Source organism: Vibrio sp. 10N.261.45.E2 (assembly GCF_002875705.1).
Taxonomy (GTDB): domain Bacteria; phylum Pseudomonadota; class Gammaproteobacteria; order Enterobacterales; family Vibrionaceae; genus Vibrio.
The window spans coordinates 12,822-26,731 of the sequence record NZ_MCZZ01000127.1 but is presented as its reverse complement, the minus strand read 5'-3'; the positions used below and the strand labels follow the sequence as shown (position 1 = coordinate 26,731).

Annotated in this window: 12 protein-coding genes; 10 read left to right on the top strand and 2 right to left on the bottom strand. The window is 45.1% G+C overall.

The features are described 5' to 3' along the window. Window positions 1-3 precede the first annotated feature (3 nt). The 10 genes from BCT34_RS13020 to gntR all read left to right on the top strand — a co-directional run bounded on the left by BCT34_RS13020 (window position 4) and on the right by gntR (window position 11,081). Window positions 4-1,113, top strand: coding sequence for a putative 2-aminoethylphosphonate ABC transporter ATP-binding protein (locus tag BCT34_RS13020; protein WP_076652077.1), 1,110 nt, complete (start codon window positions 4-6; stop codon window positions 1,111-1,113). Window positions 1,114-1,119: 6 nt separating this feature from the next. Then, a complete protein-coding gene (locus BCT34_RS13015; protein WP_076652080.1) occupies window positions 1,120-2,844 on the top strand; it encodes a putative 2-aminoethylphosphonate ABC transporter permease subunit in 1,725 nt (574 codons plus the stop codon). 68 nt (window positions 2,845-2,912) lie between these two features. Continuing rightward, complete coding sequence (gene phnR, locus BCT34_RS13010) at window positions 2,913-3,617, top strand: phosphonate utilization transcriptional regulator PhnR (RefSeq protein WP_076652082.1); 705 nt, start codon at window positions 2,913-2,915, stop codon at window positions 3,615-3,617. Window positions 3,618-3,752: 135 nt separating this feature from the next. After that, complete coding sequence (locus BCT34_RS13005) at window positions 3,753-4,655, top strand: multidrug transporter (RefSeq protein ID WP_076652085.1); 903 nt, start codon at window positions 3,753-3,755, stop codon at window positions 4,653-4,655. Between the two features lie 200 nt (window positions 4,656-4,855). Continuing rightward, window positions 4,856-5,872: a TRAP transporter substrate-binding protein gene (locus tag BCT34_RS13000; RefSeq protein WP_060981577.1), complete on the top strand. Its 1,017-nt coding sequence runs from the start codon at window positions 4,856-4,858 to the stop codon at window positions 5,870-5,872. Between the two features lie 65 nt (window positions 5,873-5,937). Beyond that, window positions 5,938-6,495 carry a TRAP transporter small permease subunit gene (locus BCT34_RS12995; RefSeq protein ID WP_048612933.1) on the top strand — a complete coding sequence of 186 codons (558 nt, stop codon included), beginning with the start codon at window positions 5,938-5,940 and terminating at the stop codon, window positions 6,493-6,495. After that, window positions 6,488-7,810, top strand: coding sequence for a TRAP transporter large permease subunit (locus BCT34_RS12990; RefSeq protein ID WP_076652087.1), 1,323 nt, complete (start codon window positions 6,488-6,490; stop codon window positions 7,808-7,810). Before BCT34_RS12995 ends, BCT34_RS12990 begins: the two co-directional genes overlap by 8 nt. Before the next feature lie 119 nt (window positions 7,811-7,929). Continuing rightward, a complete protein-coding gene (locus BCT34_RS12985; RefSeq protein ID WP_076652089.1) occupies window positions 7,930-8,427 on the top strand; it encodes a gluconokinase in 498 nt (165 codons plus the stop codon). 3 nt (window positions 8,428-8,430) lie between these two features. Further along, entirely contained in the window at window positions 8,431-9,939 is a 1,509-nt protein-coding gene (gene gndA, locus BCT34_RS12980; RefSeq protein WP_076652092.1) for an NADP-dependent phosphogluconate dehydrogenase, read from the top strand. Window positions 9,940-10,079: 140 nt separating this feature from the next. Beyond that, on the top strand, window positions 10,080-11,081 hold the full coding sequence (gntR, locus tag BCT34_RS12975; protein ID WP_076652095.1) for a gluconate operon transcriptional repressor GntR: 1,002 nt from the start codon (window positions 10,080-10,082) through the stop codon (window positions 11,079-11,081). A gap of 114 nt (window positions 11,082-11,195) precedes the next feature. On the opposite strand, the gene BCT34_RS12970 is transcribed toward gntR, so the two are convergent. Together BCT34_RS12970 and BCT34_RS12965 are read right to left on the bottom strand one after the other, a co-directional pair. Next, a complete protein-coding gene (locus tag BCT34_RS12970) occupies window positions 11,196-11,978 on the bottom strand; it encodes a siderophore-interacting protein (RefSeq protein ID WP_076652097.1) in 783 nt (260 codons plus the stop codon). A gap of 200 nt (window positions 11,979-12,178) precedes the next feature. Further along, window positions 12,179-13,657 (bottom strand): peptide MFS transporter, encoded by a 1,479-nt coding sequence (locus BCT34_RS12965; RefSeq protein WP_048669525.1) that lies wholly within the window; start codon window positions 13,655-13,657, stop codon window positions 12,179-12,181. Window positions 13,658-13,910: the final 253 nt, after the last annotated feature.

Sequence of the window (13,910 nt, the reverse complement as noted above, 5' to 3'; positions counted from 1 at the left end):
AGTATGAGCAACCAAACTTATTTGAATATTGAAAATGTTGTAAAGCAATTTGGCCAATTTACAGCGTTAAAAGACATCTCCCTATCGATAGATAAAGGCGAGTTCGTCTGCTTCCTTGGCCCATCAGGCTGTGGAAAAACCACCTTATTACGTGCGATTGCAGGCCTAGATTTACCAACTTCAGGCTCTATTGAGCAGAACGGCAATGATACGACCTTTTTGCCCCCAGAAAAGCGTGACTTTGGTATTGTGTTCCAATCTTACGCTTTGTTTCCCAACCTTACTGTGGAAGAAAACATTGCGATTGGTCTGAAAAACCAAGGCATGTCGACTAAAGAAGCCCTTGAGACCGTTGAGTCTTGGTTAGAAACCATCGGCTTACCAACGTCAGGCCAAAAGTATCCGAATCAGTTGTCTGGTGGACAACAGCAGCGTGTTGCTCTTGCTCGCGCATTGGCACTGTCTCCAGGCTTGTTGTTGCTGGATGAACCACTGTCTGCATTGGATGCGAAGGTAAGAACACACTTGCGCGATGAGATCTGCCAACTGCAACGCAAGCTGGGGATCACTACTATTATGGTGACGCACGATCAAGATGAAGCCCTAACCATGGCCGACCGCATTGTGGTGATGAATCACGGTGTTATCGAGCAGGTAGGTGCTCCACAAGAGATCTACCAAAAACCAGTCAGCCGTTTTGTTGCTGAGTTTGTTGGCAGCATGAACTTCATTCAAGCTTCTGTTGCGGCGCAAGGCAAGATGCGTATTGCTGAGTCAATGCTGCCGTTACCTGGCTTAGATAACCTTACGCCAAATTTGGGTGACGTGTTTGATATTGCCGTTCGTCCAGAGCAAGTTCAGTTTGTTGATCGTTTTAGTGAATCCTTACCCGTGAGAATTGTATCAAGCGAATTCTTAGGGGCGTTTTATCGTGTTGAGTGTCAATTGCAACATGATTCAACGGCGAAAGAGATCATCGTTGATGTACCCGTCAAAGAGTTCAATCGACTAAAGCTGCGTCGCAGTGATATTCGTTACGTGGCGTTTGATCAAGAAGGCCTTAGAGCTTATCCATCGAAAAGCCTGCAAGTGATGAAAGACGAGGCGGCGTAAACAACCATGGAATCGACTCAAATGATGCAATCTAAGCTGCTAGTGCAACAACGAGTACAGCCTTTTCTGGCTCGGTTAAGCAAGGACAACGTAATTTTATTTGGGCTGTTGGCCTTTTTGTCTGTGGTCATGACGTTGTTTATCCTGATGCCACTGTGGGCAATGTTGAAAAAGAGTGTTCAGAACGCAGACGGAGAATTTGTAGGTTTACAGAATTTCGCAACGTATTTTGCATCTCAAAGCCTGTGGCAGTCAGTTGGTAACACCTTTACGCTCGGCTTGCTGGTAACGGTTGTCGTTGGTGTTTTGGCATTTGGTTATGCTTATGCGTTGACTCGTTCATGCATGCCTTTCAAGGGGCTTTTTCAAGTGCTGGGTTCTGCGCCTATTCTTGCTCCGTCTCTGCTCCCTGCTATCAGTCTTATCTTCTTATTTGGCAACCAAGGTATCGCCAAAGAAATCCTCGGTGGAAACTCGGTATACGGTTTGATTGGTATATCACTTGGCTTGATATTCTGGACGTTTCCACACGCCTTGATGATTCTGACCACCTCGTTAAGAACGTCTGATGCTCGCCTTTATGAGGCAGCACGTGCACTCAATACCTCGTCGTTCAAAACCTTCTTCATGGTGACGTTACCTGCGGCAAAATACGGTTTGATCAGCACCTTGATCGTTGTGTTTACGTTGGTGGTTTGCGACTTTGGTGTGCCAAAGGTGATTGGTGGCAGTTATAACGTTCTATCGACTGACATCTTTAAACAAGTGGTGGGGCAACAGAACTTCTCTATGGGGGCTGTGACCAGTATTTTGTTGCTGTTGCCTGCGTTGCTTGCGTTTACCGTTGACCGCTGGGTGCAAAAGAAGCAGAAGAGCTTGTTTGATACTCGTTCTGTCGCGTACCAACCTGAACCTAGCACGTTACGTGATGGCTTGTGTTTCCTTTATTGCACTGTCATCTCTGCTGCTGTGGTTATCGTTCTGGGTATGGCGATATACGGTTCTATGGTCACCTTCTGGCCTTGGAATAAGGCGCTAACGCTAAACAATTACAACTTTGCGGAAATGAGTACCTATGGTTGGGCGCCATTCTTTAACTCGTTAACGCTTGGTGCTTGGACTGCGATTATTGGTACGGTTTTGATTTTCCTAGGGGCATACTGCATTGAGAAAGGCCGCGCCTTCGGCCCTGTTCGTCAAGCAATGCAAATGCTCAGCGTTGTTCCGATGGCTGTTCCGGGTATGGTGTTGGGTTTGGGCTATATCTTCTACTTTAATGATTTGAGTAACCCACTCAATTTCTTATATGGCACGATGGCGTTCTTGGTAATCAATACGGTGGTTCACTATTACACTGTAGGGCACATGACGGCATTAACGGCATTGAAACAGCTGCCTTCTGAAATTGAGGCAACGGCGGCTTCGGTGAACTTACCGCAATACAAGTTGTTCTTTAAGGTGACGGTGCCGGTTTGTCTGCCTGCGATTTTAGATATTGCGACATACTTGTTTATTAATGCACTTACCACGACATCTGCGGTAGTATTCTTGTATTCTACCAATACGATTCCAGCGTCAGTTTCAGTGCTGAATATGGACGATGCGGGTCAAACGGGGGCAGCAGCAGCCATGGCAGTGATGATCATGATATCTGCGGCGAGTGCGAAGTTGATTCATATGCTAATCAACAAGTTATTCGAAAAGCGCACCCAAGCTTGGCGCAAACGCTAGCGAACCATTTTATATTGCAGTTGGCCAAGGAGTGGCTGACGACAAGAACAAGAATGAAAGGAAATTAAGTGCAGTACGTAAAAATCAAAGATGTCATCGTAGAGCAGATAGAATCGGGGATGTTAACACCGCGACAGAAGCTGCCTGCAGAACGTAAGCTGGCTGAATCGTTTGATACGACCCGAGTTACCTTACGTGAAGCTTTGTCTTCACTTGAAGCGGAAGGGCGCATTTATCGGGAAGACCGACGTGGATGGTTTATCTCTCCCGAGCCGCTTCGTTATGACCCAACACAAACACTGAACTTCACTAATATGGCTCTGGCGCAGAATCGTAAGCCGAAAACTGAGTTAGTGGCAGCGAAAGGGATGTTGGCAACCAAGGAAGCGACCAAGCTTCTAGAGTTACCACCTTTCTCGGACGTTTATCGAGTCGATAGAGTTCGTTACCTTGAAGACAGGCCTGTTGTGTATGTAACCAACTACATTCGACCAGAGTTGTTCCCTAACTTGCTTGATTACGACTTATCTAAATCACTGACGGACATCTACCGCGAGCACTTTGGTGTGGTATATCAGAAGATCCGTTACCGCGTGAGTACAACATCCTTGCTGGGCGAAACAGCGCAAGCATTGCGCGCGACTTCGGGCTCTCCTGCAATGGTGGTAGAGCGTGTAAATTATAATCAAAACGGCGATTTGATTGACTGCGATATTGAGTATTGGCGTCATGACGCGATCAGTATCGAGTCGATAGCGCAGTTAGAGCGTTAGTCGAACGTTAGAACACTTGCACACCTCACTTTGGGGATTTGCCCAACTGGAATGATCAAAGGTCTCTTATCTGGAGGCCTTTTTTATCCCCTGTTTTCTACGGCTGCTTTTATTAGTCAATAAGTTAGGAATGAAATGGAATTTTCCGCCATCGTTATCGTGATAGTTTCGGCTCTGCTTCATGCGGGGTGGAATGTTCTAGGTAAGTCTAATCAAGGCTCAGGGTCATCTTTTTTCCTTGCTTCTGGCTTTGCCGCTGCCGCGATATTGACGCCATATTTGATTTGGTATGTTTACAGTGTTGGCCTGTTAAATATCTCACTTCCATTTTGGCAACTGGTTTTCTTTAGTGGGATCTGCCAAATCATCTATTTGATCGGCTTGGGCGCAGCCTATAAACAGGCTGATATCGGCGTGATTTACCCAATGGCAAGAGCACTGCCCGTGTTAATGGTGGGTTTAGGCACGGTGTTGATAGGCTATGAGCTGTCACCTAATCAATGGCTTGGGTTCACCTTGATTACCTTGGGTTGTTTGTTTGTCCCGTTGAAGCAATTCTCTGAGTTGAGGCTTAAGGCCTACCTAAACCTTGGCGTGTTGTGGGCGCTAATCGCCGCAATAGGTACCACGGGCTATTCCATCATTGATAAAGAAGCGCTTCTGTTACTCGATCCTTTGAGCACACCAGTTATAACTAACAAGCACACCGCGATTTTCTATCTAGGCATTCAGTTTTGGGCAATTGTGCTTCCGCTGAGTGTTTGGTTGCTCGTGTCGAATCAAAACATCGAATTTTATAATGCTTGGTTATTGCGCAAAAGAGCAACACTTGCTGGCATCATGATGGCATCAACTTATGGCTTGGTGTTGTTTGCGATGACTATGACAGAGAACGTCAGTTTGGTTGTTGCACTTAGGCAAGTGAGCATCATCTTCGGCGTAGTGATGGGGATCTACTTTTTAAAGGAAAAGTGGCACGCGACTCGCGGTGTAGGCGTCTCTTTTATTATTGTAGGCTTAGTTATCTCACTGACTTAAAAAGAAATTAATTCACACCTCCAACGTATAATGTGACTTTTAAATCACATTTTTCTTATTGATAGCAAACGTTTTACTAATGTTAAAGATGTGATCCTTCTCATAGACAAGGCTGTAAAGTTACCGGTAATATCCACCTCGACGTTACCGGTAACATATAACAACAAACCGGACTCTGTGAAACTCATAAGGATACCCAAATGAAAGCTCTGACTAAAACGCTGATTGCTGCTTCCCTCACTGGCCTATTTGCTACATCAGCAATGGCTGCAGACTTTAAACTTAAGATTCAATCTTCAGATCCATCTGGTGATTTGAATTTCAAGGTTCAGCAGAAGTGGGCTGAGCGTGTAGAGACGATGTCTAACGGACGTATCGACATCGACCTTCTGCCTGTAGGCGCTGTGGTTAAACACACGGAAACGCTGGGCGCGATCAAGATGGGCATCCTTGATGGTCATATCACAGCAACAGGTTACTTCTCTGGTAAAGATCCAGCATTCGGCCTTATCGGCAACATGGTTGGCGCATGGTCAGACACAACACAACTGCTTCAGTACATGAACTACGGTGGTGGTAACGAGCTAATGACTGAGCTTTACAAGCCTTACGGTGTTCAGTTCGTTGGTGCTTCAACAACAGGTGTTGAGTCTTTCATCTCTAAAAAGCCAATCGACGGTGTTGATGATCTGAAAGGTCTTAAACTGCGTGCACCAGAAGGTCTAGTTCAACAAGTATTTGCCGCTGCAGGTGCAACACCTGTAAACCTACCTGGCTCTGAAGTCTTTACTGGTCTAAGCAAGGGCGTAATTGATGCTGCTGACTACACGGTATTTTCTACCAATCAAAAAGCGGGCATGAACGACATTGCGACACACCCAGTTCAACCTGGCTTCCACTCGCTGCCGTTGATCGATATCTCTGTTTCTCAGAAGAAGTGGGACAAGATGCCTGCTGATCTACAAACAATTCTACAAACATCAGTTCGTGACTTCTCTTACGACATGACGACTCAGCTGAAGATGGCTGACCAAGCGGCAGTTAAAGAAGCACAAGCGAACCCAGAAATCACTATCCACGACTGGTCTCAAGAAGAACGTAAGAAGTTCCGTGAAATCGCTAAAGGTCAGTGGAAAGTCTTCGCAGAGCGTTCTGATAACGCACAGAAAGTTTATAACTCAGTGACTGTGTTCCTAGAAGAAAACGGCTTACTGTAACTTAAACTTAGCTTACTGACGGGGGAGGGCATTGCTCTCCCGTATTCTCCCAGGAAATTTGGCCCATGACAGACAAAATCCCCCACGCCCCAGCTGAAAACGACGAACAGCCAAGAAACGTGCTTGATCGTCTTATTATAAAGTTCAGTAATCTCGTTAGCTGGCTGTTTATCTTTACTGTATTGATTTCATTTTACGAAGTTGTGATGCGTTATGCATTTGATGCCCCGACCACATGGGTACATGAAACAGCTTCTTTTATCGGTGGTTCTTTATTCATTATTGGTGGCATTTATGCTTTTGCCGCGAATAAGCATGTACGTGTGGTTCTTATCTACGATTCAGTCTCTAACCAAACACGTAAATATCTTAATCTTGTTCACCACATTGTTGGTTTGGCTTTTGCTGGCATGCTTGCTTACGCGGCTTACTTCACTGCAGAAGAAGCGTGGTTTGCACCATGGGGCGAATTTCGCCTTGAAACATCAGGCTCAGTGTTAAACGCGCCTTATCCTGCGCTGCTGAAAGGCCTGATCTTTGTCGTTTTGTGTGTTCTTGTTGTCCAGTTTGTATTGCACCTAATCCAAGAGTTGATGGGTCTAAGGAAGAATGACGATGTTTGATTTATCTTCTATTGGTATCGCATGGGGCAGTTTGCTCATGCTGATTATGATGATTGGCTTACTACTAACGGGTATGCAGCTTGCGTTCGTAACAGGCTTCGTCGCGATCTTCTTCACTCTGTGCTGGTTTGGCCCAGATGCATTACCTTTGATCGCAAGTCGCACTTACAGCTTTGCTTCTGGTTATGTGTTCCTCGCAGTACCGATGTTTGTATTGATGGCTGCTTTACTAGACCGTTCGGGCATTGCTCGTGATTTGTTTGATGCAATGAAATCTGTCGGCCGTAAGGTTCGAGGTGGTGTTGCGGTACAAACATTATTAGTTGCGGTTCTATTGGCTTCAATGTCAGGCGTTATCGGTGGAGAAACCGTTCTTCTTGGTATTCTTGCTCTGCCACAGATGCTTCGCTTAGGGTATGACCGTAAGCTTGCGATCGGAACAACATGTGCTGGTGGTGCGCTAGGCACTATGCTTCCACCAAGTATCGTACTGATCATCTATGGCATGAAAGCGAGTGTATCAATTGGTGATTTGTTTAAAGCGTCTTTCTTACCAGCCTTTATCCTCGCGGGTTGTTACATCGGCTATGTATTGATTCGTTGTAAGCTAAATCCGTCTCTTGCTCCTATTCCGAGTGATGATGAAACAGAGGAAGACATCGCGAATCAGCCTAGCTATTTCAAGGCGCTGTTCTTCCCACTGCTATCAGTCGCAACGGTTCTAGGCAGTATCTACACAGGTATCGCATCAGTAACAGAAGCGTCTGCTTTAGGTGTGGTTGGTATCATGATCAGTGCACTAATCCGTGGTGAACTGAACTTCAACATGTTGAAAGAGAGTGCCATCGCAACAATGCGTACTTGCGGCATGATCATGTGGATCGGTATCGGTGCAAGTGCTCTGGTTGGTATCTACAACCTGATGGGTGGTATTGATTTTGTTGAAGAAACCATCCTTGCACTCAGTGGCGGCAACGCAACAGTAACACTGCTAATCATGATGGCTATCTTGCTGGTCCTAGGTATGTTCCTTGACTGGGTAGGTGTGGCACTTCTAACAATGCCAATCTTCGTTCCAATCATTACTGGTCTTGGTTTCGACCCAGTTTGGTTTGGTGTTGTGTTCTGTCTAAACATGCAGGTGTCTTTCTTGTCACCTCCATTTGGCCCTGCGGCATTCTACTTGAAATCGGTAGCACCGAAAGACATCAGCTTAGGTGAGATTTTCTCTTCACTACTGCCGTTCATAGCACTTCAAGTATTAGTTCTGGCACTGGTTATTATCTTCCCTCAGCTCGCGCTTTGGTGGCAATAACAACGAAGGTTCCAGAGCGAAATTTAACGTTCAGGAACCGACCAGCAGCAACACAAGTTTAACTATTAGATTCGATTGTCAGCCCCAGTTTTGGTTGGGGCTTAGGGAAGGCTTGCCTTATGAAAAGCAAAAAAATACTCGTAATGGGCGTATCTGGATGCGGAAAAAGCCTGATTGGTAGCCGTATTGCACAGGCTTTAGAGCTCCAATTCTTTGATGGCGATGACTTCCATCCGCAAAGCAATGTAGAAAAAATGCGCAAAGGTATTCCGCTGACTGACGAAGACCGTCAAGGGTGGCTAGAAACACTCAACAAGCAATACATTGAACAACCAAGTGCTGTGATTGCTTGCTCGGCACTGAAACCGCAATACCGCGATATTCTAAGAAGGAACAATGAAGGCTTAGTTATCGTGTACCTACAAGGTAGCTTCGACACCATTTGGAACCGCCATAAAGCGCGTGAAAACCATTACTTTAATGGTCAAGAAATGTTGAAAAGCCAGTTCGCAACCTTGGTTGAACCGAATGAACGCGAGGCGTTGTTTGTTGATATCTCACAAGATGTCGAACAGGTAGTAGAAAGTGCACTCAAACAAATTAAACAGATAGGCTAAACCATGACTCAGACAAAAAATGACATTGCGATGATTGGTTTAGGAGTGATGGGTAAAAGCCTTGCACTCAACCTATTGGATAACGGCTTTAACGTTGCAGGCTTCGATCTAAACATCGACAACATTGATCGCGCTTGTGCGGAAGCTAAGCAACTCAATGAGACGTTTGAAGGTAAAGGGCGGTTCACAAAAGGCAATAGCCTTGAACATGTATTACAGGGCTTAGCGAAACCACGTGTTATCGCGTTATCGGTTCCTGCAGGGAAACCTGTCGATATCGTCGTGAATAATCTGCTTGATGCAGGTTTGGAGAGCGACGATATTGTTATCGATACAGGTAACAGCTTATGGACTGATACCGAGACGCGTGAACAGAATTATAAAGGTAAACTTTGTTTCTTCAGTACCGCAGTGTCTGGTGGTGAAGAAGGAGCGCGTGTTGGCCCTGCGCTGATGGCCAGTGGTGACCCATCAGCATGGCAGTATGTGAAGCCGATGTGGGAAGCGATTGCTGCGAAAGTGGATGCGAACGGTTTGCCTGTTGCTCAGTTTGAAGCGGGTGAAGCGTGCGCTGCGTATGTTGGCCCCTCTGGCACTGGGCACTATGTAAAAATGGTGCATAACGGCATTGAATACGCCGATATGCAGCTCATCTGCGAAGTGTATCAGTTCATGCGTGATGTTCTGGAAATGCCAGCTCGAGAGATTGGCCAAGTCTTTGAACAGTGGAATAACGGTGTTCTCAATAGCTACCTAATGGAGATCAGCGCGGACATTCTTCAGCAAGACGATATTGTTACTGGGAAGCCTTTTGTTGATGTTGTGCTAGATAAAGCCGGGCAGAAAGGTACTGGACTGTGGACGGCTGTTAATAGTCTACAAGAGGGTTGTCCAACACCAACCATTGCACAGGCAGTTTATGCTCGTGCGATGAGTGGTCAAAAATCACAACGTATTCAAGGGGGGCAGCTTCTAAAAGGCAATATTGCGGATGTCAGCCAGTTGGATAAAGTGGAGGTCGTCTCTGAGCTTCATGACGCACTCTACTGCGCTAAGCTGTCTGTTTATGCTCAAGGTTTTGATTTGTTGAAAACAGCGTCAGACAAGGAGGGTTGGAATCTCGACTTCACTCAAATAGCCAAGATCTGGAGAGCGGGTTGTATTATTCGCGCGGCCTTTTTACAAAGCATCACGTCGGCTTATCAACAAAATCGCGAACTCACGAACCTGTTGTTTGATGAGGCTTTCATCAAACAAGTGGAAGAGCGTGAGCTTGCTTGGCGTATTGCCGTGGCTAATTCCGCTTTGTATGGTGTGCCGATGCCGGGAATCAGTTCAGCATTAAGCTACTTTGACTCGTTGCGTTGTGAAGTGTTACCAGCGAATTTATTGCAAGCGCAACGTGACTATTTTGGCTCCCACACTTATTCGCGAGTCGATAGAGATGAGGCTGAAAAATTCCATGTCACTTGGAGCCAGCCCCCAAGAACAGAAGTAAAAGTTAACGCTTAAATAATCAATAACGCCCTCTACTGAGGGCGTTTGTATTTATGACGCTATATCAATATTTTACTAAATTAGACTTCAAATTCCACGTCAGTTGGATACACTGTTACCAGTAACATAATTCATAACTATAACAATTAAATACTATGTCGAATAAGAGAAAACGTCCCACATTACAAGATGTTGCCAACTTAGTTGGTGTCACCAAAATGACCGTCAGTCGCTGTCTGAGAGATTCTTCTCAAGTATCAGAAGCGCTACGAGACAAGATCAACGCCGCAGTCGATGAACTGGGCTATATCCCTAACCGTGCACCAGACATCCTTTCCAACGCTAAAAGTAATGCTATCGGTGTTCTTGTTCCCTCGTTAACTAACCAAGTTTTCGCCGAAGTTATCCGTGGTATTGAACAAGTTACCGCGCCTGCGGGCTATCAAACCATGATTGCCCACTATGGCTATAGCGCAGAACTGGAAGAGCAAAGCATCGCTTCGCTGCTCTCATACAATGTGGATGCGATTATTCTATCTGAGAATGTGCATACCGACAGAGCGCGTAAGATGCTACAGACAGCTTCGATTCCTGTGATTGAGATTATGGACTCGGTATCGCCAAGAATTGAACAAGCCGTCGGCTTTGATAACTTCGAAGCGGCTAGGGCAATGACCAAAACCATGCTCGACAGAGGACGCACCAATATAGCTTATTTAGCCGCTCGTATGGATGAGCGAACTCGCTTAAAAATGGCGGGATACGAACATGCGATGCAAGAAGCCGACAAAGCGCCAGTAACACTGCAAACTGAAGACGCGTCCTCGTTTACTCTTGGTGCGAAACTGATTGGTGAGTTACTAGAGAAGTCCCCTGAAGTGAATGGCATTTTCTGTACCAACGATGATTTAGCAATCGGTGCTTTCTACGAATGTGTACGTCGTGGTATTCAAGTACCAGAGCAGATGGCGATTGCAGGTTTCCACGGACACGACATTACAGTGGCGATGACGCCTCGTTTGGCGACCGTGGTAACACCAAGGGAGCAGATTGGTAAAGTCGCTGCACAACAAGTTGTCGCGCGTTTACAAGGTAATAAAGAATGGGTGGCTAAGCTGGATCTCGGTTATGAGATCGAAGTGGGTGAGAGTATTTAATTTTACATTTCAGCCTTGCTCTTCATCGGATTCAAACTAAAACGCTCTTAGCGATACGAATTTCGTTAAGGGCGTTTCTAATTATCTAGTAAGAAGCTGTATTTAATTAAAGACTTAACCTGCTAAAGTTTGAGCATCTTGCTGTTTCAATACTTTGTGGCCATCTTCAGTGACGCCACGCTTCCAATAACTACTGATGTAGATGTTCTCTTTTTCTACTTCTTTTTCATTGCGGAAGTATTGTCTCAGTTCACGCATGCTTTCAAACTCACACGCTGTCCATACTGACACCTGACCTTCTAACCATTCTATGTTGCGCACAGTTTGTGAAAGTGATTCTGAGGTTTCATCTTCAATCAACCAAGTTACTTTGATTCCTTGAGGAGCTTCAAGTGTTTGTTTATCTGCTGCGGAATTGATTTGAATGACAGCGTGCCCCGTCGCCGTTTCTGGAAGCGTTTTTACCTTTGCAGAAAGAGCAGGTAGGGATGTCATGTCCGCAACTAAGAAGAACCAATCCGACTCAAGGTTTAACCCTTGAATTAAACCTGGGCCAGCCACTGAAACTGTGTCACCGATTTTTGCGTTCATTGCCCATCGAGCCGCAAAACCACATTGTAAATCTGTAGTAATGTGACGTACGAAATCAACCTCAATCCACTGCTCTACAGGGTTGTACTGACGAATAGTGTAAGTGCGCATGGTTGGGCGCTCGCCTTCAGTCAGTTGGCTTAAATCAGTCGTGCCAAGTGGCGAGAATAAAAGCTTGATGTAGCCACCGGCACATTCTGTTGGGTATTTACTTAATCCCTCACCGCTAAGCGTTAGACGCTGCATGTTTGGAGTAATTGTTGAGGTTTGAGTAACGGTTAATGTGATAGGGCTAGGCTTGCTCATATAAGGTTCTCTTAGGTTTTGATTCTGACATCATAATCCTGAACTAAAAAACACTCAATACTAATAGTTATCATTTACTTTGATTTACACATGCACAGCCAAATTGATGCGATAGATTCTATTCTGAAACGGAAGCGACAAAAAAGAGCCCTTTAGAAAACTAAAGGGCTCTTAGGATAAACGTGGTTAAATGAGTAAAATTAGCTGTTTGCTTGTTCTAGTTCAATCGTTTCGTCAGCGGCTTTCGCAGCTTCAAGCATCTTACGAATAATGAACGATGCAGCCATTGCGATACCTACCATCACGACCGCAAGTACAGTCAGCATTTGGAAGTAATCACCGTAAACCGTTTGCACGATCTCTTGTGTGATTTCTTGACCTTTTTCTAGTGCAATAGACGTTGAGAATACCGCACCAACAATACCTGACAGTGCGATAGCAACAGAGAACAAACTTACAGAGAAGTTCTCGATGTGCTTAGGCGCAACAGACAGGATGAAGGCTACAACCATTGAACCTACAATCACTTCACCAAACGCTAGGAAGAAGTGAATCGCTAGGAATACTTCTGGGCGGATCAGAACATCATCACCAACTGTTGTTACTGCCATCGTAAGGATACCGAAAGCGATAGCCGTCAGGATGAACGAGAAACCTACTTTGGTTGCAGTAGAGAAGTTAATGTTTTTCTTTTCTAGGTTAGAGAAGATACCCGCGATGATCGGGCCCGCAACCATACACCATAGCGGGTTCATCGCCATTGATGCTTCTGGTGCAACAGGGATGAAGCCGAATAGATCGCCACGCATTGTGTTGATAGCTACCATTGTCATCGAAGTCATCATTTGGCCGTAGTACACGAAGAAACATGTCGTTAGGAATGTGATGATTAAGATAGTGCCCATTTTCAGCATATCTGACTTCTTCGATTTCATCATCAAAGAGACAAAGTAGATGATCGCTGCACCGCCAATTGCGTAAACGATGTTTTGGCCAATATCCATGTTAGAGAACATGAAGAAAACCAAGCCAATCATTGCGGCAGAAAGACCAAGGAACGCTGCCCAGTTTTTAGTGCTTACTGGTTGTTGGTCGATCTCCGCACTTGCTTCAACAAGGCCTTTGCGAACAAAGATCATCATAAGAAGCGCAGCACCCGCTAGAACAGCAGACAGAAGGAAACCACCGTGGAAACCAACAACAAGCACCAGCATCGGGAACAGGTATTGGCCTAGCAGAGCACCAATGTTGTTCACTGAGTAGTTGATTGGGTAGCAGTTCTCAAAGTCTTCTTGAGTTTTGAACGTGCGTTTGTAAAGACTTGGGTAAGAAGGGGACATCAAACCACGAGCATAACTTGCTAACGCAATACCACATAATGCCATCGGGACATTAGTTGCTGCAGCACCAAGTACCAGTAAAACGTAACCGCTCGCGAATCCTAAAAAAGCGATGGTTAAAGAACGGTACGCACCTAAGAATTTGTCAGCGATGAAACCACCTGCAATAGCAAACAGTGGTCCGATTGCAGAGAACGCACCAACAACCATCATGGTGTCGGCTTCATTGTAGTTAAGGTCTTCAAGGAAGAAACGAGTCAAGATCACCATGACGCCATAGAACGAAAGTCCGAACATCATTTGGCAGAACATCATTGATTTGTTTAATCTATTCCACATTATTTTATTCTCACATTAGTATTAATATGTAGTGTAATTACCCAATTATAATACCATTGCTGGTAATACATAAACTGAAACATGTGTCCCAAACCGGACTTTGCTCGATATATCTTTTCTTATGAGTGCATTCATATTTCTCATGAATGATATTTGCAATATTAGATTTTGCTAGTGGATGCGTGTCTGTGTAAAAATTAACCGACTTTATTTGTGGCTAAGTTATGAACTATTAAAGGGAAAATTAGCGAGA